Origin of the sequence: Streptomyces tyrfis, from assembly GCF_037034285.1 — a bacterium.
In the GTDB taxonomy this organism is placed as follows: domain Bacteria; phylum Actinomycetota; class Actinomycetes; order Streptomycetales; family Streptomycetaceae; genus Streptomyces.
On sequence record NZ_JBAGJZ010000012.1, the window covers coordinates 86,279 to 111,536 of the forward strand.

Annotated in this window: 20 protein-coding genes; 6 read left to right on the forward strand and 14 right to left on the reverse strand. The window is 73.5% G+C overall.

Going from position 1 to position 25,258, the window contains the following annotated elements; all coding sequences use genetic code 11:
* Nucleotides 1-55: 55 nt before the first annotated feature.
* Genes WA762_RS11950 through WA762_RS11960 form a run of 3 tightly spaced genes read right to left on the reverse strand, consistent with a single transcriptional unit; the run spans nucleotide 56 to nucleotide 5,219 of the window.
* Nucleotides 56-1,003, reverse strand: coding sequence for a carbohydrate ABC transporter permease (locus WA762_RS11950; protein WP_335935499.1), 948 nt, complete (start codon nucleotides 1,001-1,003; stop codon nucleotides 56-58).
* The gene (locus WA762_RS11955) at nucleotides 1,000-2,307 is read right to left on the reverse strand and encodes an extracellular solute-binding protein (protein ID WP_335935500.1); all 1,308 of its coding nucleotides are present in this window, start codon (nucleotides 2,305-2,307) and stop codon (nucleotides 1,000-1,002) included. Before WA762_RS11955 ends, WA762_RS11950 begins: the two co-directional genes overlap by 4 nt.
* Nucleotides 2,304-5,219, reverse strand: coding sequence for an alpha-L-rhamnosidase (locus WA762_RS11960; protein ID WP_335935501.1), 2,916 nt, complete (start codon nucleotides 5,217-5,219; stop codon nucleotides 2,304-2,306). Before WA762_RS11960 ends, WA762_RS11955 begins: the two co-directional genes overlap by 4 nt.
* Nucleotides 5,220-5,527: 308 nt before the next feature.
* Here WA762_RS11960 and WA762_RS11965 point away from each other — a divergent pair, with 308 nt between their 5' ends.
* Nucleotides 5,528-7,132: an alkaline phosphatase D family protein gene (locus WA762_RS11965; RefSeq protein WP_335935502.1), complete on the forward strand. Its 1,605-nt coding sequence runs from the start codon at nucleotides 5,528-5,530 to the stop codon at nucleotides 7,130-7,132.
* A 192-nt stretch (nucleotides 7,133-7,324) separates the two neighbouring features.
* Here WA762_RS11965 and WA762_RS11970 read toward each other — a convergent pair whose 3' ends face one another.
* From WA762_RS11970 to WA762_RS11990, 5 genes are all read right to left on the reverse strand, one after another.
* Nucleotides 7,325-7,483: a hypothetical protein gene (locus WA762_RS11970; protein ID WP_107430486.1), complete on the reverse strand. Its 159-nt coding sequence runs from the start codon at nucleotides 7,481-7,483 to the stop codon at nucleotides 7,325-7,327.
* Between the two features lie 66 nt (nucleotides 7,484-7,549).
* Nucleotides 7,550-8,500, reverse strand: coding sequence for a cytochrome c oxidase assembly protein (locus WA762_RS11975; protein ID WP_335935503.1), 951 nt, complete (start codon nucleotides 8,498-8,500; stop codon nucleotides 7,550-7,552).
* 110 nt (nucleotides 8,501-8,610) lie between these two features.
* Nucleotides 8,611-9,636: a 6-phosphofructokinase gene (locus WA762_RS11980; protein WP_335935504.1), complete on the reverse strand. Its 1,026-nt coding sequence runs from the start codon at nucleotides 9,634-9,636 to the stop codon at nucleotides 8,611-8,613.
* A gap of 146 nt (nucleotides 9,637-9,782) precedes the next feature.
* Entirely contained in the window at nucleotides 9,783-10,511 is a 729-nt protein-coding gene (locus tag WA762_RS11985; RefSeq protein WP_335935505.1) for a type 1 glutamine amidotransferase, read from the reverse strand.
* A 34-nt stretch (nucleotides 10,512-10,545) separates the two neighbouring features.
* Complete coding sequence (locus WA762_RS11990) at nucleotides 10,546-11,784, reverse strand: Mur ligase family protein (protein ID WP_335935506.1); 1,239 nt, start codon at nucleotides 11,782-11,784, stop codon at nucleotides 10,546-10,548.
* Between the two features lie 105 nt (nucleotides 11,785-11,889).
* Here WA762_RS11990 and def point away from each other — a divergent pair, with 105 nt between their 5' ends.
* Nucleotides 11,890-12,444 carry a peptide deformylase gene (gene def / locus WA762_RS11995; protein WP_335935507.1) on the forward strand — a complete coding sequence of 185 codons (555 nt, stop codon included), beginning with the start codon at nucleotides 11,890-11,892 and terminating at the stop codon, nucleotides 12,442-12,444.
* Between the two features lie 138 nt (nucleotides 12,445-12,582).
* Here def and WA762_RS12000 read toward each other — a convergent pair whose 3' ends face one another.
* Complete coding sequence (locus WA762_RS12000) at nucleotides 12,583-13,233, reverse strand: TetR/AcrR family transcriptional regulator (protein WP_335935508.1); 651 nt, start codon at nucleotides 13,231-13,233, stop codon at nucleotides 12,583-12,585.
* A 173-nt stretch (nucleotides 13,234-13,406) separates the two neighbouring features.
* On the opposite strand from WA762_RS12000, the gene WA762_RS12005 reads away from it, so the two are divergent.
* Nucleotides 13,407-14,633: an acyl-CoA dehydrogenase family protein gene (locus WA762_RS12005; RefSeq protein ID WP_335935509.1), complete on the forward strand. Its 1,227-nt coding sequence runs from the start codon at nucleotides 13,407-13,409 to the stop codon at nucleotides 14,631-14,633.
* 197 nt (nucleotides 14,634-14,830) lie between these two features.
* On the opposite strand, the gene WA762_RS12010 is transcribed toward WA762_RS12005, so the two are convergent.
* Nucleotides 14,831-15,319, reverse strand: coding sequence for a glutathione peroxidase (locus WA762_RS12010; RefSeq protein ID WP_335935510.1), 489 nt, complete (start codon nucleotides 15,317-15,319; stop codon nucleotides 14,831-14,833).
* Nucleotides 15,320-15,647: 328 nt separating this feature from the next.
* Between WA762_RS12010 and WA762_RS12015 the strand changes: the two genes are divergently transcribed.
* Both WA762_RS12015 and WA762_RS12020 read left to right on the forward strand, forming a co-directional pair.
* Complete coding sequence (locus WA762_RS12015) at nucleotides 15,648-16,265, forward strand: SHOCT domain-containing protein (protein WP_335935511.1); 618 nt, start codon at nucleotides 15,648-15,650, stop codon at nucleotides 16,263-16,265.
* Nucleotides 16,266-16,394: 129 nt separating this feature from the next.
* Nucleotides 16,395-16,634, forward strand: a complete 240-nt coding sequence (locus WA762_RS12020) for a DUF6011 domain-containing protein (protein ID WP_335935512.1) — start codon at nucleotides 16,395-16,397, stop codon at nucleotides 16,632-16,634.
* 52 nt (nucleotides 16,635-16,686) lie between these two features.
* On the opposite strand, the gene WA762_RS12025 is transcribed toward WA762_RS12020, so the two are convergent.
* Together WA762_RS12025 and WA762_RS12030 are read right to left on the reverse strand one after the other, a co-directional pair.
* Nucleotides 16,687-17,559 carry an acyl-CoA thioesterase gene (locus WA762_RS12025; RefSeq protein ID WP_335935513.1) on the reverse strand — a complete coding sequence of 291 codons (873 nt, stop codon included), beginning with the start codon at nucleotides 17,557-17,559 and terminating at the stop codon, nucleotides 16,687-16,689.
* A 49-nt stretch (nucleotides 17,560-17,608) separates the two neighbouring features.
* Nucleotides 17,609-20,122 carry a DEAD/DEAH box helicase gene (locus WA762_RS12030; RefSeq protein WP_335935514.1) on the reverse strand — a complete coding sequence of 838 codons (2,514 nt, stop codon included), beginning with the start codon at nucleotides 20,120-20,122 and terminating at the stop codon, nucleotides 17,609-17,611.
* A 138-nt stretch (nucleotides 20,123-20,260) separates the two neighbouring features.
* Between WA762_RS12030 and WA762_RS12035 the strand changes: the two genes are divergently transcribed.
* Nucleotides 20,261-21,052: a metal-dependent hydrolase gene (locus tag WA762_RS12035; RefSeq protein ID WP_335935515.1), complete on the forward strand. Its 792-nt coding sequence runs from the start codon at nucleotides 20,261-20,263 to the stop codon at nucleotides 21,050-21,052.
* Between the two features lie 151 nt (nucleotides 21,053-21,203).
* On the opposite strand, the gene WA762_RS12040 is transcribed toward WA762_RS12035, so the two are convergent.
* Both WA762_RS12040 and WA762_RS12045 read right to left on the reverse strand, forming a co-directional pair.
* The gene (locus tag WA762_RS12040; protein ID WP_335935516.1) at nucleotides 21,204-22,985 is read right to left on the reverse strand and encodes an ABC transporter ATP-binding protein; all 1,782 of its coding nucleotides are present in this window, start codon (nucleotides 22,983-22,985) and stop codon (nucleotides 21,204-21,206) included.
* Nucleotides 22,982-25,102, reverse strand: coding sequence for an ABC transporter transmembrane domain-containing protein (locus WA762_RS12045; protein ID WP_335935517.1), 2,121 nt, complete (start codon nucleotides 25,100-25,102; stop codon nucleotides 22,982-22,984). Before WA762_RS12045 ends, WA762_RS12040 begins: the two co-directional genes overlap by 4 nt.
* Between the last annotated feature and the right edge of the window lie 156 nt (nucleotides 25,103-25,258).

Sequence of the window (25,258 nt, forward strand, 5' to 3'; positions counted from 1 at the left end):
ACGCGCCGCTCGCGCGGCGGACGCTCCCGCGCCGGCGGACGGCTCGTCGCGGCGCTCACGCGGCGGACTCGCGGGCGCGCAGCGCGTGCAGCTGGAGCAGCGAGACCGCGGCGACGAACAGGGCGAGGACCAGGGCCACGGCGGTGCTGTAGCCGAACTTCCCGTAGACGAAGGCCTCCTTGTACAGCACGGTCGACAGGGTCTCGCTGGCCGTGCCGGGACCGCCGTAGGTGGCGGCGTAGACCTGGTCGAAGAGTTTCAGGCCGCCGATCGTCGAGAGCATGACGTTGACCGTCAGCGCCGGCGCCAGCAGGGGCCAGGTGACATGGCGGAAGCGCTGCCAGGAGCCGGCGCCGTCGATGCGCGCGGCCTCGTGGAGCTCTGCGGGCACCCCCTGGAGCCCGGCGAGGAAGACGACCATCGAGTAGCCGGCGTACTGCCACACCACCATGGCCGCCACCGACCACAGCGCGAGCGAGGGGTCGCCCAGCCAGTCCCGGCGCAGCGCACCGAGCCCCACCGCGCCCAGGAGGCCGTTGAGCCCGGCGCCGTCCTGCGGGTTGTAGACGTACTTCCACAGGACCGCGACCATGACCGGGCTGACCACGGCCGGGGCGAAGAAGACCAGCCGCAGCACGGACCGCGACCCGACGCCGCCGTGGACCCCCAGCGCCAGCAGCAGCCCGATGCCGTTCTGCACCACGACCACGGCGGCGGTGAGCAGCAGGGTGTTGGTGACGGACTCCAGCGCGCGCCCGTCGTGGAGCAGGGCGCGGAAGTTGTCCAGGCCGACGAAGGAGAAGCCGCCCACGCCGGACCAGTCGGTGAAGGCGTACACGGCCCCGGCCGCGCTCGGGTACAGCACGACGACGCCGTACACCACGAGCGCCGGGACCACGAACGGCCACGGCGGGGCGGTGCGGTCGCGGCGCCGGACCGGGCGGGCGGCCGACCGGCGCGCGCCCGCGCCGCCGGGGGCGGGCCGCACCCGTACGCCGGTCACGACGACCTCCCGTACGCCTCGTCCATCTGCCGCAGGGCGCCGTCGACGTCCGTCTTCCCCGCGAGCAGGTCCTGGACGGCGGCGAAGTGGGCGGGCTGCACCTCGGGGTTGGGCCAGCTCTGGTCCATGAACGGGACGGCCCGGCCCGCGTCGACGACCGGCAGGAAGCCCGCGAGCGCGGGATCGACACGGGTGGCCGCGCCCCGCCGGAACGGGACCGCGGCCACGGACCGCGCCCAGCGGTCGACGTTCTCCCGCCGCCCCAGAAACTCGACGAACGCCCGGGCCGCCGCCGCTCTCCGGGAGCGCACGGAGACGCCGAGCCCGACCACGACGCCCGCCGCGATCCACTGCTTCGCCGCGTCGTCGCCGCCCGGGAACGGGAACATGCCGAGGTCGTCCGGCCGCTCGGCGGCCCGGCGGAAGGCGGCGAGCACGGAGGAGACCTGCACGGCCATCGCCGCCCTCCCGCCCGCGACCATCGCGGTCTGCTGCTCGTACGTCGTCCCGTTGGGGTCGGGGTTGAAGAAGCCGCGGCGCTGCAACTCCTGGTACCGGCCCAGTGCGTCGGCCCACCCCGAGCCCCGGAAGCGCGCCCGGCCCGCGGCCATGTCGGCGTCGAAGCGCGGATTCCTCGCGTACACGGCCTCGGGCACCAGGGCGTAGCTGATCAGCTGGGTGACCCAGGGGGTCTGCGCGCCCAGCGCGATCGGCACCACGCCCCGGGCCTTCAACCGGGCGCAGACGTCGAGAAGTCCGCTCCAGGTCCGGGGCGGCTCCACGCCCGCGTCCGCGAAGACCCGTCTGTTGTGGACGACGCCGATGACGCTGCTGCCCGGCGAGTACAGATACGTCTTTCCCCCGCGCCGGTACGCGGCGGCGAGACGCGCCGGTACCTCCTCGGTCCACGCCTGGTCGCCGAGGTCGGCGAGCAGCCCCGTCCGGGCCAGCTCGGCCATCGCCATGGCGCTCCCGCTGCCGGGATAGACCACGTGCACATCGGGGGCGTTGCCGCCGGCGAGCCGGGTGCGCACCAGCGTCTGCACCTGGTCCGTGGGCGCGTAGGAGGTCGCGAACCGGGCCTTCGGACGCGACGCGCGGTACAGGCGGATCAGTTCCTCCAGGGGCTTCTGCTGGTCGGCGACCCCGACGACGCGCAGTGCCCCGGCGCCGCCGTCCGCCGCGGAGCAGGCCGTGAGCGGTCCCGGAAGCGCCGCGAGCGCCGCGGCGGAGCCGCCGGCCCGGAGCAGCCCCCGGCGGTTCGGCGCGCCCCGGCCCGGCAGTTGCCCGCCGCGCGCCGTCATGGCGCGTCCTCCCCCTGCGCACGCGCGGGCCGGGACGCCGTCGGCCCCGGCGTCCGGCCGTCCGGGGCGGGGAACGGCCCGGCCCGGCCCGGGCCCGGCGGGTCCTCGCACGGATCCGGCGGCGGGAAGTCGGCGGTGAAGCGGTAGCAGCCCGACGCCACCCGGTACCGCACATGGTCCGCGGCCGAGGCCAGCAGGGCGAGGTGGGGGTCGTCGGCGGCCGGCGCCGCCCCCGACTCGCGGACCGAGCGGGGGTCCGTGGTGGGCACGTACACCTCTGCGGTCGCGCCCGGCGGCACCAGCACGCACAGGGTGATCCGGCCGCCCTCCCGCTCCCAGGCCACCTCGACCGCGCCCCGGACGGACTCGTACCGGGCCCGCGCGCGGCGCAGCCCGCCGGGCCGGGGCCTGATCCGCAGCCGCCGGTATCCGGTGGAGTCCGGTGCCTGGTCGAGCCCGGCGACGCCGCGGTACAGCCATTCGCCGATCGAGCCCAGCGCGTAGTGGTTGAAGGAGTTCATCGACGGCGCCCGGAAGCCCGCCTCGGGGGTCCACCCGTCCCAGCGCTCCCAGACGGTGGTGGCGCCGTGCCGCAGCGGGAACCGCCACGAAGGGACGTCCTCGCGGCGCAGCAGCGCGTGGGCGAGGTCGGCCCGCCCGTGGGCGTCGAGGACGGGCGCGGCGAGCGCCACCCCGAGGAAACCGGTCAGGAGCGCGGGACCGGCGGCCTCGACGAGCTCCGCGAGACGGCGGGCGGCGCCGTCGACGAGCTCGGGCGGCAGCAGGTCGAAGGCCAGCGCGAGCAGACAGCCGGTCTGGGTGTCCCCGGCGACCCGCACCTCGGGCCGGCCGTCGGCGGAGCGCCCCGCGGTGACGAAGTGCCCGGTGAACGCGGACCGGATGCGGTCGGCCAGCCGGTGATGGTGTGCCGCGACGTCCGCGCGGCACAGGACGCCGGCGGCCCGGGCGGTGAGCCGGGCGCTGTGCGCGAAGTACGCCGTGGCGACGACCTCGCGCGGGGTCGGGGCGGGCGCCAGCCAGTCCGAGAAGTGCGGACCCACCCTGTCGCGCCAGATCAGGTCGGGATTGTGACGGTGGATCAGCTCCACCCAGGCGCACATGCCGTCCAGCGCGCGGGCGAGGAAGCGCTCGTCGTCGTAGACGCGGTGAAGATGCCACGGGACGATCACCCCGGCGTCGCCCCAGCCGGGCGCCCCCTCGTCCGAGACCCCCACGAGACGCGGAGCCACGTTGCCGAACCCGCCGTCGGGGGTGCGGGCGTCGTCGACGTCCCGCAGCCACTTGGTGAAGAACGCGGCCACGTCCGCGTTGAGCGCGGCCGTGGGCAGGAACACCTGGGCGTCGGCCAGCCAGCCCAGCCGCTCGTCGCGCTGCGGACAGTCCGTGGGCACGCTCACGAAGTTGGACCGCTGGCCCCACGCCACGCAGTCGTGGAGCCGGCGCAGCCCGGGGTCCGAGCAGTCGAACTCCCCGGCCCAGGGCGTGTCGCTGTGCAGCGCCACGGCGACGACGTCGGAGGCGGCGAGCTCCGGCACACCTCGGATCTCGGCGTAACGGAACCCGTGGTACGTGAAACGCGGTTCGAACACGACGTCCCGGCGTCCGTCCCCGACGAGCACGTCGGTCGCGGCGGCGGTGCGCAGATTCGCCGTGTACAGCCGGCCCGCCGCGTCCAGCGCCTCGCCGTGCCGGATCACCACCCGCTCGCCGGAGGCCAGTTCGCCGACCCGCAGCCGCACCCGGCCGGCGAGGTTCTGCCCGAAGTCCACGAGATGGCAGTCGAGGGAGAGGCGGGTGACCGACCGGGGGCGCAGCCGGGCCGTCGCCCGGACCGGCTCGTCCACCGAGGCCACGAGCAGCCCGTGGTCGGAGCCGGTCACCAAAGCCGGCGCCCAGCCGGAGTCGTCGAATCCGGGCAGCTCCCAGCCCTCGGCCGCGTACCGCAGGTCGTGGCACTCGCCCTTGAGCAGATCCGCGTGCCGGACGGCGCCCGTGCCGGTGCGCCAGGACCCGTCGGTGACGACCGTGTCGCTCCGGCCGGCCGGCCCGGTGAGACGCAGCTCGGCCAGGAACTCGGGGAACGCGCCGTAGTGCGCCCCGGCCCTGCGCGGCTCGAAGCCGACGAACCCGCTCCACCAGCCGTCCGCGAGGGTCGCGGCGAGCACGTTCTCGCCGTCCCGCAGCAGCGCCGTGACGTCATAGGTCTGGTACTGGACGCGGCGGTGGTAGTCGGTCCAGCCGGGGGCGAGTTCGGCGTCCCCGACCCGTACGCCGTTGAGCCGGACCTCGTACAGCCCGCGGGCGGTCACATGGAGCCGGGCGCGCGTCCCGGCCGAAGCGGTGAAGGCGCGCCGCAGCAGCGGGCAGGGCGCGAGCCCGTGGTCCTCCAGGGCGAAGTCGCCCTCGGTGGGCGCGTCCATCACACCGACCGGACACGGGCCGCGGGCGATCCAGGAGGCGCGCCACGCCGCAGCGCCGACGAAGGCCGTCTCGAACCAGGACGCGGCGTCGACGGGCCGCTCCGCGCCGGCCGTCCAGACGGAGACCCGCCAGTGGTAGCGGGTGTGCTCCCGGAGCGGCGGCCCCGCGTACACCACCGCGATCGCCCGGCCGTCCGTCACCCGGCCCGTGTCCCACCGCGCCCGGCCCTCCCCGTCCAGGTCCGCGGGGTGTTCGGCGACCCTGACTCGGTAGGCCACGGGGTCGTCGCCCCGCAGTCCGGACGCCGACCGCCAGGAGAGGCGCGGCGAGGGCTCGTCGATCCCCAGCGGCGTGGTGCGGTGCTCGCAGCGCAGGCCCAGCAGCCGCAGCGGCCGTGCGTCGGGGAGGCCTCCGGGGCCTTCTCCGGCGGTGCCGGAGGCGGGCGCGTCCACTGCCGAGGAACCGGACACGAGCACGTCCTTCCGTCGCCCCGAGGCCCCCGATGTGAAATCTAACGGCCGATCTGTGGCGTGGAGACTAGAAGTCCGTCACAGGGGTGTCAAGGCCATGGCCCGGCCCTGTCCCCGATGCCCCGTCACCTGACCGAACTCCATCCAACTGCCCCTTTACGCACGGAATTGGACCCTCGGCGCGCAGCCTTGTGACGGGTGATGCCGTGTGATATCCAGCCTGTGATCACCACATGGGTGGACGTGAAATCACGCGCCGATCCCACCTCGTACCGGACGGGATCCCGCCCGACGAAGGGACGAGCTTCATGCGGACGAACAGCGGGACGGGCGGCACCGGGGGACTCGGCAGAAGGGCGATGCTCGGCGGAACGGCCGGCCTGGCGCTCGCCGCCGCCGGACTGACCGCCGCCGACGCATGGGGCAACACCCGCTTCCGGGACGACCCGTTCGCGCTGGGGGTGGCCTCCGGCGACCCCTGGCCGGACGGGGTCGTGCTCTGGACGCGCCTCGCGCCCCAGCCCCTGGCCCCCGACGGGACCGGCGGGATGCCCCCGTCCTCCGTCGACGTCCAGTGGGAGGTCGCCGAGGACGAACGCTTCCGCTCCGTCGTGCGCCGGGGCCAGACCCGCGCGGTGCCGGAACTCGCCCACTCCGTCCACGCGGAGGTGTCCGGACTGCGGCCGGGGCGGCACTACTACTACCGCTTCCGCGCCGGCGAGGTGCTGAGCCCGGTCGGCCGCACCCGCACCGCGCCCGCGCCGGACAGCAGCCCCGGGGAGCTCGGCTTCGCCTTCGTCTCCTGCCAGGCGTGGTTCGAGGGCTTCTACACCGCCTACCGCCACCTCGCCGCCGAGGACGTCGACCTCGTCCTGCACCTCGGCGACTACATCTACGAGAACCCCATCGACGCCATGGGCGGGGTGCGCAGCGTCCCCGTCGCCGCCGAGCTGCGCCCCGAGCCGATGAACCTCGTGCAGTACCGCAACCGCCACGCCCTGCACCGCTTCGACCCCGACCTCATGGCCGCCCACCGGGTCCATCCGTTCGCCGTCGTCTGGGACGACCACGAGGTCGAGGACAACTGGGCGGGCGACCACTCCAAGGCCGACAACGAACCCGACCAGGATCCGGCGGTCTTCCGGCAGCGCGCGGCGGCGGCCTTCCAGGCGTATTACGAACACCTGCCGCTGCGGCTGCCGAACAAGCCCGACGGTTTCAGGGCCCGGATGTACCGCAGACTGCGCTACGGCCGGCTGGCCACGTTCCACATCCTCGATACCCGGCTCTTCCGCGACGACCAGCCCTGCGGCGACGGCACGAAGAGCGGCTGCGACGAACGGCTCGCGCCCGGCCGGACCATCCTCGGCCCGGAGCAGGAGCAGTGGCTGTACCAGGGGCTCGGCCGTTCCGGCACCACCTGGAACATGATCTCCCAGCAGGTCCCGGTGAACCAGGTCGACACCGACCCCGGTCCCGGCCAGTCGTTCGTGATGGACTTCTGGGACGGCTACGTCGACGCCCGCAAGCGGCTCTTCAAGGAGATCACCGACCGCTCCGTGAGCAACCCCGTCGTCCTCACCGGCGACATGCACCGCCATCTCGCCGCCGACCTGAGAAAGGACTTCGGCGACCCGGGGTCCCCCACGCTCGGCGTCGAGTTCGTCGGCTCGTCCGTCTCCACCGCCAAGGACGGCATGGACCTCGACCCCTCCGGCGAGCGGCTCCTCGCCGCGAACGACCACATCAAGTTCACGAACTTCCAGCGGGGATACGTGCGCTGCTCGCTCACCGAGGAGCGGTGCCGGGCCGACTTCAGGGTGCTGCCGTTCGTCACCACGCCCGGCGCCCCCGTCTCGACCCGCCTCTCCCTCGCCACCGAGGCCGGGCACCCGGGGATCCAGCCGGCCTGAGGAACGACGGGCTCCCGCCGGGGGAGCGGTGAACCGGCGCCGGACGGCGGGCGGGACGCGGCGGGCGGGGCGGGCGGTTCCGTGGAGTCCCCGCCGCCCGGTACTCCGGACGGGCGACGACGGCGCGGTCGGACACGCCGGCCCCGAGCCGGACGCCGCCGGACGCCGGGGCGCGCCGTCCCGTTCCGGACCTCAGGACCGGCGCGTCGCGGCCATCCCCAGGGTGATCAGCCCGAGCACCACCCAGCCGAACCAGAGCCAGCCGCTGCTCCCCAGCGCCACCGTGTACGCGGTGACCACCACCAGGGCGACCAAGGTGATGACACCCATGGACTTCGTGGATCCGGACATGCCCGCACCCTCCTCACCGGCCGCACGGCCGTGGGTGCCATCGTCACCCCGGAGCCGGGCCCGCCGCTACCGTCCGCGCGCCTGCAAGGAGGCGAGATAGGCGTTGTACGCGTGGAGCTCCTGGTCGCCGTTGCGGTCCGCCGCGCGGTCGGCACGCTTCGCCGTCCGCTGCTCGGACCGGTACCACTGGAAGATCAGCGCGATCAGCACCAGCACCGACGGGATCTCGCTGAACGCCCAGGCGATGCCGCCCGCCGCGCCCTGGTCGCTGAGCGCGTCGATGCCGAGCGAGGCCGGCGGGTTCTGGTAGGTGCCGATCATCGGAGTCGAGGCCATCATCAGCGCGATGCCGAAGAACGCGTGGAACGGCATCCCCGCGAACAGCTCCAGCATCCGCATCACGTACCCCGGCCGGTGCGGCCCCGGGTCGACGCCCATGATCGGCCAGAAGAAGACCAGGCCGACCGCGAGGAAGTGCACCATCATCGCGATGTGCCCGGTCTTCGACTCCATCAGGAAGTCGAACAGCGGGGTGAAGTACAGCGCGTAGAGGCTGGCGATGAACATCGGGATCGTGAAGACCGGGTGCGTGATGACCCGCATGTACCGGCTGTGCAGCAGCATCAGCAGCAGCTCGCGCGGCCCGGTGCGGCCCCGGCCGGCGACCGGGAGCGCGCGTAGCGCCAGGGTCACCGGTGCGCCCAGCAGCACCAGGATCGGCGACAGCATGCTGATCACCATGTGCTGCACCATGTGCACGCTGAACATGACCATGCCGTAGTCGTTGAGCTTGGTGCACATCACCAGGGCGACGGTCAGCACCCCGACGACGAAGAAGACGGTCCGGCCGACCGGCCAGGAGTCCCCGCGCCTGCGCAGCCGCAGCACCCCGTACCCGTACAGACCGAGGGCGAGGACGCTGCCGATGAGGAAGAACGGGTCCGCCGAGAACTGGAGCCCCCGTTCCAGCGTGAACGGCGGCAGATCCATGTTCATGCCGTGCCCGCTGTGATCCATCTGTTCACTCCCGCTGGGGACGTCCCCGATTCGCGCCGGTTGTCCCGACCAGACTAGAACCGCCCCCGGCCGAGACCACGACCGGGGGCGGTTCTACGCGGAGGGAGCCGTCAGAGCACGCATTCGGCCTCGGCGTACCGCTCCGCCGGGACCGTCTTCAGCGTCTCCACGGCCCGGGCCAGCGGCACCATGGCGATGTCCGTGCCGCGCAGCGCGGTCATCATGCCGAACTCGCCGCGGTGCGCCGCCTCCACCGCGTGCCAGCCGAAACGGGTGGCGAGCACCCGGTCGTACGCCGTCGGGGTGCCGCCGCGCTGTACATGGCCGAGGATCACCGGGCGGGCCTCCTTGCCGAGGCGCTGCTCCAGCTCGGTGGAGAGCTGCGTCGCCACTCCGGCGAACCGCTCGTGCCCGTAGATGTCCGTCGCGCCCCGCTCGAACTGCATGGAGCCCTCGCGCGGCTTGGCGCCCTCCGCGACGACGACGATCGCGAACTTCTTGCCGGCCGAGAAACGCTTGCCGACCAGCTCGGTCAGCTCGTCGATGTCGAACGGCCGCTCCGGCACGACGATGGCGTGCGCCCCGGCGGCCATGCCCGAGTGCAGGGCGATCCAGCCGGTGTGGCGGCCCATGACCTCGACGATCAGCACCCGCTGGTGCGATTCCGCGGTGGTCTTGAGCCGGTCGAGCGCCTCGGTGGCGACACCGACGGCGGTGTCGAAGCCGAAGGTCACGTCCGTGGCCGCGATGTCGTTGTCGATGGTCTTCGGCACCCCGACGATCGGCAGGCCCGCCTCGGAGAGCAGATGGGCCGCCTTCAGCGTGCCCTCGCCGCCGATCGGGATGATCACGTCGAGACCGAGGTCGGCGACGTGGCCCCGGGCCTGCTCGACGCCGCCGCGCAGATGGGCGGGCTGGACCCGGGAGGAGCCGAGGATCGTGCCGCCACGGGCGAGGATGCCGGCGACCGCGTCGAGATCGAGCTTGCGGTAGTCGCACTCCAGGAGGCCCTTCCACCCGTCGTGGAAGCCGATGACCTCGTCGCCGTGGTCGACCACCGCGCGGTGCACGACGGAACGGATGACGGCGTTCAGGCCGGGGCAGTCGCCGCCGGAGGTGAGCACACCAATTCGCATTGCCGGGGAACCCTTTGCAACGTGGGCCGACGACCGGACCCCGTCGTCCGGTTGGTTCCCCGCCACCCTACCGGCGTGCGGCGGCGGGGAACCAACCCGGCGTCCGCCTGTCGGACGCCGCTCAGCTGAGCGGAACGGGCCTCGGATCAGGCGGCCTGCGTCGCGGCGGCGATGCGCTCGGAGCGCAGCGCCTCGTACCAGCGGTCGTCCGTCGGCGGCAGGGCGTTGACGTCCAGCGCCAGCTTCAGCAGCAGGTCCGCGATGAGCGGGTTGCGCGCCATCACGGGCCCGTGCATGTACGTGCCGAAGACGGTGTCGTTGTACGCGCCCTCGGTGCCGTCCCCGGTGCCGTTGCCACGGCCGAGCTGCACCCGGGCGAACGGTCGCGCCGTCGGACCGAGGTGGGTGACCCCCTGGTGGTTCTCGAACCCGGTCAGCGGCGGCAGGCCGAGCCGCGGGTCGATGTCGGCGAGCACGTCGCCGACGCACCGCGCGCCCTCGCCCCGGGTGGAGACCACGTCGAGCAGCCCGAGACCGGGCTCGCGCTCGCCGAGGTCGTTGATGAACTCATGGCCCAGGATCTGGTACCCGGCGCAGACCGAGAAGATGATCGCGCCGTTGGAGGCGGCCCGGTTCAGCCCGCCGTCGCGGCGCAGCCGCTCCGCCGCGAGCCGCTGCGGCCGGTCCTCGCCGCCGCCGACCAGGTAGATGTCGCCGGACGTCGGGATCGGCTGGTCGCTGCGGACGTCGACGCGCTGCACATCGAGGCCGCGCTGCCGGGCCCGCCGCTCGACCACCAGCACGTTGCCCTGGTCGCCGTAGGTGCTGAGGAGGTCGGGGTAGACCCAGACGACTCGCAGACCGTTGTTGCTCATGCTTCGTCCTCTCCGGAGATGGCCGGGGCCGGGGTCAGTTGCCGACACGACGGCGCAGATCCTGGAAGGCGGTGTAGTTGGCGATGACCTCGATACGGCCGGGCGGGGCCTGGTGCACGGCCTCGTCGAGGCTCTCGCAGACCCGGAAGTCGAGACCGGCCACCTCCAGGCGGACCGCGAGGTCCAGCTTGCGGTCGCCGAGCACGAAGATCGGGTGACCGGCGAGCTGGGTGTAGTCCACGTCCCACAGCCAGGAGGTGTCCGTGCCGTCCGCCCCGCGGGCGTTGACGGAGAGGACCACCGGCGTGGGCGGCGGGTCGATCAGCGAGAACGTCTCCAGCCAGCCCGCCGGGTTCTTCGCCAGCAGCAGCCGCAGCTCCCGCTCCAGGAACGTCACCACGTCGTAGCGGCCCGCGACGGCCTGCACCTGGTACATCCGCTCCAGCGCGACCTGCGGCGGCACGCCGAAGACGGCGGCCACGGCGGCGGAGGTGGCGGCGTTGGCCTTGTTGGCGCGGCCGGGCAGCTGGAGGTGGATCGGCCACGCCGAACCGTGCGGGTCCAGGACGTAGTCGCCGTGCAGCACCCAGCTGGGGGCGGGGCGGCGGAAACCGCACTCGCCGCAGAACCAGTCGTCGCCGGGGCGCTGCATCACGCCGCCGCACGCCGGGCACGACCAGGCGTCGTCCTTCCACGCCTGGCCGGCCGCCACCCACACCACGTTGGGGGAGGAGGACGCCGCCCAGACGATCAGCGGGTCGTCGGCGTTCGCCACGATCACGGCCTTCGAGCCGGACAGGCCCTCGCGCCACTTCTCCGCCAGCATCCGGGTCTCCGCGGCGCGGTCCAGCTGGTCGCGGGAGAGGTTGAGCAGCGCGATCACCTTGGGCGTCGTGTCGCGGGCGACCCCGGCGAGGTACTTCTCGTCGACCTCTATCACGCCGTACTGGGCGTCGGAACCGCCCGCCAGGGCCGAGGTGATCCCCGCCGGCATGTTCGCGCCGAGCGCGTTGGAGACGACCGGGCCCGCGGCCCGCAGCGCCTCGGCGATCAGCCGGGTCGTCGTCGTCTTGCCGTTCGTCGCCGACACGAGGATCACGTCCAGGTGCTGCGCCAGCCGCCCCAGCAGGTCGGGGTCGAGCTTGAGCGCCACCCGGCCGCCGATCACCGATCCGCTGCCGCGCCCCGCGGCGCGCGACACCGCCGCCGCGGCCTTGCCCGCCGTCACGGCCAGTTTGGCCCGCGGCGACAGCGGCTCCGTGTTGCCTGCCATCGTCCTAGATCCTCCTTGCATCGGTCCACGCCCAGCCTATCGATGTCCGGCGCGAAGACCGCACCGCGGCACCGCGGCGGCGGCGCCCGGCGTGCGGAACGTACGATGACCGCCATGCGAAACCGCCCGATCCCCGGCAGTTCCGGACTGATTCGCGCCATGAGTCTGCTCGGAGATCCGGTGCTGCACAGCGCCTGCGAACCCGTCACGGACTTCGGCCCCCCGCTCGCCCGCCTCGTCGAGGACATGTTCGCCACCATGTACGCGGCCGGCGGCGTGGGCCTAGCGGCCAATCAGATCGGCGTCCCGCTGCGGGTGTTCGTCTACGACTGCCCGGACGACGAGGACGTACGGCACCTGGGCCACCTCGTCAACCCGAGGCTGGTCGAGGCGGACGGCGTCACCGTGCGCGGCCCGGAGGGCTGCCTCTCGCTCCCCGGCATCGAGGCGGGCACCCCGCGCTTCGACCGGGCCGTCGTCGAGGGCGTGACCCTGGGCGGCGAGCCGGTCCGGGTCACCGGGACCGGCTTCTTCGCCCGCTGCCTCCAGCACGAGTGCGACCACCTGGAGGGCCGGGTCTACACGGACCGGCTCACCGGGCTGCGCCGGGCGGTGGCGCTGCGCGCGGCCCGCCGGGCGCCCTGGGCGAGAGGCGACTGACCGGCCGGCCGGGCCCGGCGGGTCCCGCCGACGGAACGGGCGCCGCGCCCGGTGGCGGCACGCCGCGCCACGACCTTCCGGCCGCGCGGCGAGAGGCCGCCGACCGCCGTCGCCCGCCCGAGGCGGCCCGGCGGCCCCTCAGAACCCCGGACCGCCGGGCCGGTCGCCCACCGCGGCCAGCCTGCCCCACAGCAGATCCGCCAGGCTGCGCACCAACTGCTCGCGGGGGCAGGGGCGTTCGCCCAGCCACCAGTCTCCCGCCGCGTGCATCATCCCGACGATGCCATGACCCCAGATCCGGGCCGTCTCCCCGCCGTCCGGCCCCAGGTCCACCCGCTCGGCGATCACCTCGGCGAGCTCCTCGCCGAGTCTGCGCAGCAGCGGGGCGGAGTGCCGTCCGACGTCGAAGCCCGACTCGGCGGAGGTGGCCGGGTCGTCGGCGGGGTGCATCAGGAAGCGGTAGACCTGCGGCCGGGCCTCGATCGCCGCGAGGTAGGTGTCGAGCGTCGACTCCACGCGCCGTCGGCGCTCGGCCGGCGCGTCCAGCGCCGCCCGCAGCGCGCTCAGCAGGGCGTCGGTATGGCGCTTGGCGAGGGCCCGGTAGAGGCCGCCCTTGTCGCCGAAGTGCCGGTAGAGGATGGGCTTGGTGATCCCGGCCTCCGCCGCGATGGCGTTCATCGAGGCGCCCGGTCCGTCCCTGAGCACCACGCGGTCGGCGGCCTCCAGCAGCTCGCGGCGGCGGTCCTCGGCCGTTGTCCGTTGCCGCTCGGCCTGTCGTGTGGTCTCCATGTCGCCCTCTCCCCACCCCTGGCCTTGCGATTGCGTCGTGCCTGCGCAACGTAACACCCCGCCCGCCGGGGCGCGGATCGGCACCCGGGCGGTTGACATGGGCTACTTGTCGGTAACAGACTGGTGTTACCGCAAGTAACAAGAGTTTTCCACGGCAGTGCCCGGAGGGGAAGATGGCCGATTTCACGCTCGAACTCAATGAGGACCAGAAGCAGGTCCGCGACTGGCTCCACGGCTTCGCCGCCGATGTGATCCGTCCGGCGGCCTCGGAGTGGGACGAGCGTGAGGAGACGCCCTGGCCGGTCATCCAGGAAGCCGCCAAGGTCGGCATCTACTCCCTCGACTTCTACGCCCAGCAGTTCTTCGACCCGACCGGCCTCGGCATCCCGATGGCGATGGAGGAGCTGTTCTGGGGGGACGCGGGCATCGCCCTGTCGATCGTCGGCACGGGCCTGGCGGCCGTGGGCGTCCTCGCCAACGGCACCGAGGAGCAGATCGGCACCTGGATCCCGCAGATGTACGGCACGCCCGACGACGTCAAGGTCGCCGCCTTCTGCTCCTCCGAGCCGGACGCCGGCTCCGACGTCGCCTCGATGCGCACCCGTGCCGTGTACGACCAGGCGAAGGACGAGTGGGTGCTGAACGGCACCAAGACCTGGGCGACCAACGGGGGCATAGCCGACGTCCACGTCGTCGTCGCCGTGGTCGACCCCGAGCTGGGCTCCAAGGGGCACGCCTCCTTCATCGTGCCGCCCGGCGCCCCCGGTCTCTCCCAGGGGCAGAAATTCAAGAAGCACGGCATCCGCGCCTCGCACACCGCCGAGGTCGTCCTGGAGGACGTGCGGGTTCCCGGCCACTGCCTGCTCGGCGGCAAGGAGAAGCTCGACCAGCGGCTGGCCCGGGCCCGGGAGCGCGCCGCGGCCGGCGGCGAGCGGGTGAAGAACGCGGCGATGGCCACCTTCGAGGCGTCCCGTCCGGCCGTCGGCGCCATGGCGGTCGGCACGGCCCGCGCCGCGTACGAGGTGGCGCTGGACTACGCGAAGACCCGCACCCAGTTCGGCCGGCCCATCATCGACAACCAGGGCGTCGCCTTCCAGCTGGCGGACATGCGCACACAGATCGACGCGGCCCGGCTGCTGGTCTGGCGGGCGTCCTGGATGGCCGTTGCCGGCAAGCCCTTCACCTCGGCCGAGGGCTCCATGTCCAAGCTCTTCGCGAGCGAGACGGCGAAGAAGGTCACCGCGCAGGCCGTGCAGATCCTCGGCGGCAACGGCTTCACCCGCGAATACCCGGTGGAGCGGATGCACCGGGACGCGGCGATCTACACCATCTTCGAGGGCACCAGCGAGATCCAGCGCCTGGTGATCGCCCGCACCCTCTCGGGCATGCAGATCCGCTGACCGGGCCGGGCGTCCGCCGACGCGGAGAGCGGGCCCGTGTGCGTCTCCGCTCGGTCCCGCAGGAGTCGTGCGTCCGCCCACGCGGCGCGCGGACCCGTGGGGCGCGGGCCCGGGCGCCGCGCCGGCCGTGACCGGCGGCGGGGCGGCCCGGGCACGCGCCCCACGGGGAGCCGCCGGGGCCGGCGCGGGCCCGGCCGTCAGGCGGGCAGCTGGGCCTCGATGGCGGCGACGAGCTCCGGGGCCTCCGGGTCGGTGCCCGGACGCAGCCGCGCGACGGCTTCGCCCGCCGGCGAGACGAGGAACTTCTCGAAGTTCCACTGAATGTCCCCGGCCTCGCCGTCCGCGTCGGCCAGTGCGGTCAGCTCGGCGTAGAGCGGGTGCCGGTTCTCGCCGTTCACCTCGGTCTTCTCCAGCAGCGGGAAGGTGACCCCGTACGTCGTCGAGCAGAACGCGCGGATCTCCTCCGCGCTCCCCGGCTCCTGGCCGGCGAACTGGTTGCACGGCACGCCCAGCACCGTGAACCCGCGGTCCCCGTACGCCTTCTGGAGCCGTTCCAGGCCCGCGTACTGCGGGGTGAGGCCGCACTGGGACGCGACGTTCACCACGAGGACCGCCCGGCCCCGGTAGTCGGCCAGGGAGGTGGGCTCGCCGTCGAGGGTGCGCAGCGGGATGTCGTACAGCGCCATGAGGTGCTCCTTGTGAGGGTGGCTTCCAACAGCCATTGTCCTGCCCGCGAGTTGATCGACACGAACTCGAACGCCGGGCCGTCCGCAGCCGTGCGGCCCCGAAGTCCGCGCGTACGGCGAACGGTGTGCCGCGCCCGGCGGCCCCTGCCGGTCCCGGCCGGACCGGGTGCCACCGGCCGCCGAGGACTCCCATACGCGTCCGGCGGCCCGGCCGGCCCCGCCCCGTCCGTGGACGGGGCCGAGATGCGCTCCGGTCCGCCCGCTGCTGCAATGGCGAAAGCCGTGGCCTCCGGCGGAGCCGGAGCGGTCGAGATGCTGAGGAGCCGGCGTGAGCGGAGAGAGCGAAGAGCACGACGCGACGGGACCGGTCCACCGCCTGGTGATGGAGTTCCCGGCCGGAAGCCGGCCGGACGAAGGACTGCTTCCGCTGGCCGGACTGGTCGACCGGGGCGTCATCCGGATCCTGGACCTGGCCTTCGTCAGGAAGCACCGCGACGGCGCCGTCGAGGACGTGGAACCCTTCGGCCCGGCCGGGGACGGCGGCGCGGGGCTCGCCCCGCTCGAACGGACGCGGCCCGGCCTGCTCGGCCGGGAGGACGCCGACGAGGCGGCCGCCGCCCTCGCACCCGGCGGCATGGCGGGCGTCCTCGTCTACGAGAACCTGTGGGCGGGCCCGTTCGCCGCCGCCCTGCGGCGCTCCGGCGGCCGGGTCGTCGTCGACGGGCGGGCCCCCGCCGGGAAGGTCCGCCGCCGGGACCGGCAGGACGCCGGACCGGCGCGTTCCGGACCCGCTCCCGAGGACGGCCCGCCGCCCGTCACCCTCCCGGCGGACGAGGAGATGAGGAACAAGATCGCGCACCTCAAGGAGCTCGGTGACCTCAGGAGCCGCGGAGTCCTCTCCGACCACGAGTTCCAGGCCCAGAAGGCCAGGCTCCTCACCCCCTGACGGGTCCCGCCCCCGGTCCGCCCCGGGCGGGCCAGCCGGAGCCGGCCGGCCCGCCCGGAACCCGTCGGGACGGCGCGGCGCGAGCCGACGAGTCGCGGAGCCGGGGGGGCGGCCTGGGACGATCGTGCCGTGGACCCCGCGGAATCCCTCTTCGAACCGGACCCCGAGCCCTCGCCGGAGGACGGCCCGGCCGACCGGACGACCCATCGGCGGGTGGTGCGCTGCCGCCTGTGCGGCCGGCCCCTCACCGGGACGGAGTCGCGCCGCACCGGCCTCGGCCCGGCCTGCGACGCCAAACTGCATCCGGCGCCCCCGGACATCCGCACCCGGCGCCACGAGGTGGAACAGGACCCGCTGCCCGGGATCTGACCCCGCCGGGCCGACCCGCGCCCCCGCGCCCCCGCGGGTGCGCGGGGGCCGCTCAGCCCTCCAGGGCGCGGAACAGCCCCTCCTGCACCACGGACACCAGCAGATTGCCGTCGCGGTCGTAGATCCGGCCGCGCGCCAGCCCCCGCCCGCCGGTCGCGACCGGCGACTCCTGGTCGTAGAGGAACCACTCGTCGGCCCGGAACGGCCGGTGGAACCACATCGCGTGGTCGAGCGAGGCGAGGTCGAAGCCGCGCCGGCCCCACAGCGGCTCCACCGGGAGGCGGACCGCGTCCAGCAGCGTCATGTCACTCGCGTACGTCAACGCGCAGGTGTGCACCAGCGGATCGTCGCCCAGCGGCCCGACCGCGCGCATCCAGACCGCGCTGCGCGGCTCGGCCCGCGCCACCTCCTCCCGCGTCCAGCGCAGCCGGTCGACGTACCGGATGTCGAACGGCTGCCGCCGGGCCATCCGCTCCAGCGACTCGGGCAGCGTCCCGAGGTGCGCGCGCACCTCATCGGCGACGGTCGGCAGCTCCTCGGGGCCGGGGACCTCCCGGGCGGGCGGCAGCTGATGCTCGAACGCGGCCTCCTCCGGACGGTGGAACGACGCCGTCAGGCTGAAGATCGTCCGGCCCTGCTGAACGGCCGTGACCCTCCGGGTGGTGAACGACCGGCCGTCCCGGATGCGTTCCACCTGGTAGACGATCGGCACCCCCGGCCGCCCCGGGCGCAGGAAGTACGCGTGCAGCGAATGCACCGGCCGGTCCCCGTCCGTGGTCCGGCCGGCCGCCACCAGCGCCTGCCCGGCGACCTGGCCGCCGAACACCCGCTGCAACGACTCCTGGGGACTGCGCCCCCGGAAGATGTCGACCTCGATCCGTTCCAGGTCGAGCAGGTCGACCAGGCGCTCGGCAGGGTTCGTCATACGGTATGTCTCCACTCTCGCAGCGGCGCGGCCCCCACGGCGTACGCCCTCACAGCTGTCCGACGGAGGTGACCCGGACGACGGCCCGGCCCTCCTCGTCGGAGGCGGCCAGATCGATCTCCGCGGAGATGCCCCAGTCGTGGTCGCCGTTCGGGTCCGCGAACGTCTGCCGGACCCGCCACAGGCCGTGCGCGGGGTCCTCCTCGATCTTCAGCAGCTTCGGGCCCCGCGCGTCCGGACCGGTGCCCAGGTCCTCGTACTCGTCCCAGTAGGCGTCCATCGCCTCGCCCCAGGCGTCCTCGTCCCAGCCGGACTCGCCGTCCAGCTCGCCCAGCTCGCCGACCTTGTCCAGGGCGGCCAGCTCGACCCGGCGGAACATCGCGTTGCGCACCAGCACCCGGAAGGCGCGGGCGTTGGCCGTGACCGGCTTCACCTCGTCGGCCTTCTCCTGCGCCTCCTCGGCGGTCTCCACCTCCGGGTTGGCGAGCTGCTCCCACTCGTCGAGCAGGCTGGAGTCCACCTGGCGCACCATCTCGCCGAGCCAGGCGGTCAGGTCCTGGAGATCCTCGGACTTGAGGTCGTCCGGGACGGTGTGCTCCAGCGCCTTGTACGCGCTCGCGAGATAGCGCAGCACGATGCCCTCGGTGCGGGCCAGCTCGTAGTGCGAGGTGAACTCCGTGAACGTCATGGCGCGTTCGTACATGTCGCGGATCACGGACTTCGGCGACACCGGGTGGTCGCCCACCCACGGATGGCTCCTGCGGTACACGTCGTACGCGTGCCACAGCAGCTCGCTCAGCGGCTTCGGGTACGTGACCTCCTGGAGCAGCTCCATCCGCTCCTCGTACTCGACGCCGTCCGCCTTCATCTGCCCGACCGCCTCGCCGCGCGCCTTGTTCTGCTGCGCGGCCAGGATCTGCCGGGGGTCGTCGAGCGTCGACTCGACGACGGAGACCATGTCCAGGGCGTACGAGGGGGAGTCGGGGTCCAGCAGGTCGAACGCGGCGAGCGCGAAGGTGGACAGCGGCTGGTTGAGCGCGAAGTCCTGCTGGAGGTCGACGGTGAGCCGCACGATCCGGCCCTCCGCGTCCGGCTCGTCGAGCCGCTCCACCACGCCGCCGTCCAGCAGCGAACGGTAGATCGCGATGGCCCGGCGGATGTGCCGCAGCTGCGCCCTGCGCGGCTCGTGGTTGTCCTCCAGCAGCCGCCGCATCGCCTCGAAGGCGTTGCCCGGGCGGGCGATCACGGACAGCAGCATGGTGTGCGTGACCCGGAAACGGGAGGTCAGCGGCTCCGGATCGGACTGGATCAGCTTGTCGAAGGTGGTCTCCGACCAGGCGACGAAGCCCTCGGGGGCCTTCTTGCGGACCACCTTGCGCTTCTTCTTCGGGTCGTCGCCCGCCTTCCTGACCGCCTTCTCGTTCTCGATGACGTGCTCGGGCGCCTGCGCCACGACGAAGCCCGCCGTGTCGAAACCGGCCCGCCCGGCGCGCCCCGCGATCTGGTGGAACTCGCGGGCGCGCAGAGTGCGCACCCGGGTGCCGTCGTACTTGGTGAGCGCCGTGAACAGCACCGTGCGGATGGGGACGTTGACGCCGACGCCGAGGGTGTCCGTACCGCAGATCACCTTCAGCAGACCGGCCTGGGCGAGCTTCTCCACCAGCCGTCGGTACTTCGGCAGCATGCCCGCGTGGTGCACCCCGATGCCGTGCCGCACGTAGCGGGAGAGATTGCGGCCGAACTTGGTGGTGAAGCGGAAGTTGCCGATCAGATCGGCGATCTTCTCCTTCTCCTCCTTGGTGCACATGTTGATGCTCATCAGGGACTGCGCCCGCTCGACGGCCGCCGCCTGGGTGAAGTGCACGATGTAGACGGGCGCCTGCCGGGTGTCCAGCAGCTCGGTGAGGGTCTCGGTGATCGGGGTCAGCCGGTACTCGTAGCTGAGCGGGACCGGCCGGGTCGCCGAGCGGATCACGGAGGTGGGCCGGCCGGTGCGCCGGGTCAGGTCCTCCTCGAACATCCGGACGTCGCCGAGGGTGGCCGACATCAGGACGAACTGGGCCTGCGGCAGCTCCAGCAGCGGGATCTGCCAGGCCCAGCCGCGGTCCGGCTCGGCGTAGAAGTGGAACTCGTCCATCACGACCTGGCCGATGTCCGCGTACTTTCCGTCGCGCAGCGCGATGGAGGCCAGCACCTCTGCCGTGCAGCAGATCACCGGGGCGTCGGCGTTGACGGAGGCGTCGCCGGTGAGCATCCCGACGTTCTCCGTGCCGAACAGCTTGCACAGGTCGAAGAACTTCTCCGAGACCAGGGCCTTGATCGGGGCGGTGTAGAAGGTGACCTTGTCCTGGGCCAGCGCGGTGAAGTGCGCACCCGCCGCGACCAGGCTCTTCCCGGAACCGGTCGGGGTGGAGAGGATCACGTTCGCACCGGAGACCACCTCGATCAGCGCCTCCTCCTGAGCGGGATAGAGGGTGATGCCCCGGGTCTCGGTCCATGACGAGAAAGCCTCGAAGAGGGCGTCGGGGTCGTCGGTCGGGGGCAGCTGATCGATAAGGGTCACGCCCCCATCTTGCCTGCCTTCCGCCCGGATGAGGGAACCGGACGACTGTATGAAGATCACGGACGGTACGCTGCCCACTCAACTCGGCCGTGCCACAGAGGCCATGGCGGCAGAACGATTTTGGGGGCGGGAAGCACCATGATGGGACCGGCACACTCACTGTCCGGGGCGGCGGCCTGGCTGGGGGTGGGCGCGGCGGCCTCGGCGGCGGGCCACCCGATGCCATGGCCGGTTCTCGTCGTCGGGGCGCTGATCACCGCCGGAGCCGCTCTCGCCCCGGACCTCGATCACAAGTCCGCGACCATCTCGCGCTCCTTCGGCGCCGTCTCCCGATGGCTCTGCGAGGTCGTCGACACGCTCTCGCACGCCGTCTACAAGGCGACCCGGGGCTCCGGAGACCCGCGCAGGAACGGCGGCCACCGCACCCTGACGCACACCTGGCTGTGGGCGGTCCTGGTCGGCGCCGGGGCCTCCGTCGCGGCGATCACCGGTGGCCGGTGGGCTGTCCTGGGCATCCTCTTCGTCCACCTCGTGCTGGCCGTCGAGGGGCTGCTGTGGCGGGCCGCCCGGGTGTCCAGCGACGTGCTGGTGTGGCTGCTGGGCGCGACCAGCGCCTGGATCCTGGCGGGCGTCCTGGACCAGCCGGGGAACGGGTCGGACTGGCTGTTCACCGACCCCGGGCAGGAATACCTGTGGCTCGGGCTGCCGATCGTGCTCGGCGCCCTCGTCCACGACATCGGCGACGCCCTGACCGTCTCCGGCTGCCCGATCCTGTGGCCGATCCCGGTGGGCCGCAAGCGCTGGTACCCGGTCGGCCCCCCGAAGGGCATGCGGTTCCGGGCCGGCAGCTGGGTGGAGCTGAAGGTGCTGATGCCGGCGTTCATGGTGCTGGGCGGACTGGGCGGGGCGGCCGCGCTCGGCGTGATCTGACCACGGCCCCGGACGCACTCCGTCCGGGGCGTCCGGCCCGCGCCGCCTCCCGACCGCGGGCGGGACGCGGCCCGCGGACAGGGCGCGGGGCCGCCGGAGCGGCCGGCCCCACGGCCTCGCCCGGCCCGGAGGAGGGGCCGGAGCCGGCCGCTCAGCCGTGCCAGGAGCGCCACAGGGCCGCGTACGCCCCGTCCGCCGTCACCAGTTCGTCGTGGCTGCCCAGTTCGCTGATCCGGCCCTCCTCCACCACCGCGATCACGTCCGCGTCGTGCGCGGTGTGCAGCCGGTGGGCGATCGCCACGACCGTACGCCCTTCCAGCACCCGGGCCAGCGACCGCTCCAGATGCCGGGCGGCGCGCGGGTCCAGCAGGGACGTGGCCTCGTCCAGCACCAGTGTGTGCGGGTCCGCCAGGACCAGCCGGGCCAGGGCGATCTGCTGGGCCTGGGCCGGGGTCAGCGCCAGACCGCCGGAACCGACCTCGGTGTCCAGCCCCTCCTCCAGGCCCCTCGCCCAGACATCCGCGTCGACCGCCGCGAGCGACGCCCACAACTCGGCGTCCGCGGCGCCAGTGCGCGCCAGCAGGAGGTTGTCCCGCAGCGAACCCACGAACACATGGTGCTCCTGGTTGACCAGCGCCACATGCGTCCGCACGTCCTCCGCCGTCATCCGCGACAACTCCGCGCCGCCGAGCGTGACCTCACCCGTGCGCGGGGCGTAGATCCCGGCCAGCAGCCGGCCCAGCGTGGACTTGCCGGCCCCGGACGGGCCGACCAGGGCCAGGCGCGTTCCCGGCGCGACGTCCAGCGACACCCGGTGCAGCACGTCCAGCCCGGCGCGATAGCCGAAACGCACCTCGTCCGCCCGCACGTCCCGGCCGTCCGGGACGACCGAGGCGTCGCCCGCGTCCGGCTCCACGTCCCGCACCCCGACCAGCCGGGCCAGCGACACCTGCGCCATCTGCAACTCGTCGTACCAGCGCAGGATCAGCCCGATCGGCTCGACCAGCATCTGCGCCAGCAGCGCCCCCGTCGTCAGCTGACCGACCGTCAGCCAGCCCGCCATGACGAACCAGCCGCCGAGCAGCAGCACCGCGCCGAGGATCAGCGCGTAGGTGATGTTGACGGCCGGGAAGAGCACGGACCGCAGATAGAGCGTGTACCGCTCCCACGCGGTCCACTGCCGGATGCGGGTGTCCGACAGCGCCACCCGGCGCGCGCCGAGACGGTGCGCCTCCACGGTCCGCCCGGCGTCCACGGTCTCCGCGAGCGCCGCCGCGACCGCCGCGTACCCGGCGGCCTCCGAGCGGTACGCGGCCGGCGCCCGGCGGAAGTACCAGCGGCAGCCCAGGATCAGGAACGGCAGGGCGATCAGCGCCGCGAGCGCCAGCGGCGGGGCCGTCGCCGTGAGCGCCGCCAGCAGCAGACCGGCCCACACCACGCCGATCGCCAGCTGCGGAACGGCCTCGCGCATCGCCTCGGCCAGCCGGTCGATGTCCGTGGTGATCCGGGAGAGCAGATCCCCCGTACCGGCCCGCTCCAGCACACCCGGCGGCAGTGCCACCGACCGGACGAGGAAGTCCTCGCGCAGATCGGCCAGCATCCGTTCCCCGAGCATCGAGCCGCGCAGGCGCACCATCCGGGTGAACACGGTCTGCACGGCCAGCGCCAGCGTGAACAGCGCGGCGGTCTGTCCCAGCCGCAGATCCTCGACGCCGTCGGACAGGTCCTCGACCAGCCCGCCCAGAAGATACGGGCCGACGACCGAGGCGGTCACCGCGACGGCGTTGAACACCACCAGTGCCGTGAACGGTCCGCGGTGGCGCCTCAGCAGCTCCCGCACATAGCCGCGCACGGTGTCGGGGCTGCCCACCGGAAGGGTGGTCGCCGACTCCGGCGCCGCCGGGTCGTACGCGGGTCTCGCGACGCCGATCATGCCCGTTCCTCGACTTCCTCGTATGTCCCGGTCGCGCCGAGCACCGCTCGGGCGGCCCGGTCCGCGATCTCGTCCTCCGTCTCACGGGTCACCACCGCCCGGTAGCGCGGCTCGGCGCGCAGCAGTTCACGATGGGTCCCGACCGCGACGACCGCACCCCGGTGCATCAGCGCCACCCGGTCCGCCAGGTCGAGCAGCAGCGGCGACGAGGCGAACACCACGGTGGTGCGGCCGCGGCGCAAGGCCTTGATCCCGGCGGCGACCCGGGCCTCCGTGTGCGAGTCGACGGCCGAGGTCGGCTCGTCGAGCACCAGCGCCTCCGGGTCCGTCAGCAGTGAACGCGCCAGGGCGAGGCGCTGGCGCTGCCCGCCCGAGAGCGAGCGCCCGCGCTCGGTGATACGCGTCGTCATCGGGTCGCCGTCCGCGAGGCCCGACGCCCGTGCCAGCGCCTCCAGCACATCACCGCACTGGGCGGCCGACAGCGCCTCCTCGGCGGTCACCCGGCCGGACGAGGGGACGTCCAGCAGCTCGCGCAGGGTGCCGGAGAGCAGCACCGGGTCCTTGTCCTGGACCAGCACGGCGGTTCGGGCGGCCTCCAGCGGGAGCCCGTCCAGGGCCACGTCCCCGAGAAGGACGGACGGCGGCCGCGGCGCGAGGACGCCGGCGGTCCGATGCGGCGGCACGTCCAGCGGTGCGTCGGGCACGACGGCGGGCGGCGTCGTGCCGTGCGTCTCCGTGCCGGCCGTCGCCGCGGGTGTCTCCGTGCCGGCCGTCGGTGTGCTGTCCGCCGGTGTGCTGTCCTCGGCCGGGCTGCGTGCCGGGGGCGCTCCGGCGGCATCCGCGCGGTCGGGGACGGTGTCCGCCTCCGCCTCGCAGGCCGTTTCGGTGGCGAGGCGCGCCTCCGGGCCGGTCCCGGTGGCCTTGCTCGTGCCCGCGCGGGCGCCCGCGTCCGTTTCGGGGTGCGCGTGTCCGCCGAGCCGCTCGGCCAGCCGGCCCGCCTCGTCCGGGTCGCCGCAGACCACCGCGGTGAGCTTGCCGGCCGGCGCGGTCAGCCCGGTCACCGGGTCGTACAGATCGCCGGCCGGCGTGCCGGGGTGCGCGGCTGCGGCCGCGGGCCGGTCCGTGCGGCGCAGCGCCAGCACCCGTACCGCGCGCCGGGCGGAGGGACGAGAGAAGGAGTACGCCATCGCGATCTCCTCGACGTTGCGGAGCGGGTACAGCATCAGCGTCGCCGCGCTGTACACCGTCACCAGTTGCCCGACCTCGATCCGGCCCTCGCGGGCCAGCGTCGCCCCGTACACGACCAGTGAGATCAGCAGCGCACCCGGCAGCAGCACCTGGAGCGCCGAGATCAGCGACCACATCCGCGCACTGCGCACCGCGGCCCGGCGGACTTCCTGAGAGGCGCGGCGGTAGCGGCCGAGGAAGAGATCCTCCCCGCCGATCCCGCGCAGCACGCGCAGCCCGGCGACGGTGTCCGAGGCCAGCTCGGTCGCCCTCCCCGCCTTCTCGCGCTGGAGATCGGCACGCCGGGTGGCCCGGGGGAGCAGCGGCAGTACGGCCAGGGCCAGCAACGGCACGGCGAGCGTCACCAGGAGGCCCAGCGAGGGCATGTACAGGATGAGCGCCGTGCAGATCAGCACGAGCGCGGCGGCGGCCGCGGCGAAACGGGAGAGCGCCTCGACGAACCAGCCGATCTTCTCGACGTCGCCGGTGGACACCGCGACGACCTCGCCTGCGGCGACCCGGCGGGTCAGCGCCGAACCGAGCTCCGCGGTCTTGCGCGCCAGCAACTGCTGAACGCGCGCGGCGGCGGTGATCCAGTTGGTGATGGCGGCCCGGTGGAGCATGGTGTCGCTCACTGCCATCAGCATGCCGAGGAGGACGACCGCACCTCCCGCCCACACGAGCCGGGTGCCCGAGCGGTCCACGACCGCCTGCACGGCGAACCCCACGGCGGGCGAGAACCCGGCCAGGGCGCAGTGGTGCAACAGGCCCCAGGACATCGCCTTGAGCTGGCCGCCGAGTTGACCGCGGCCCAGCCAGAGCAGGAAGCGCGGGCCCGAGCGGACATCGGGATCGCCGGGATCCGGGTACGGAAGGTCGCGAATCTGCATGACGTCCCAGGGTCGGTGTGCCGGAAACACGGGACGCCGGTTCGTCCGACTGATCCCGCAAACCGCACAATGGTCACCTCGCCCCTCCGCCGCGGCAATCGATTTTCTCCGCGAACGGTGCCGATCACGCCACGGCGACGCACGCGGGGCCTGGTC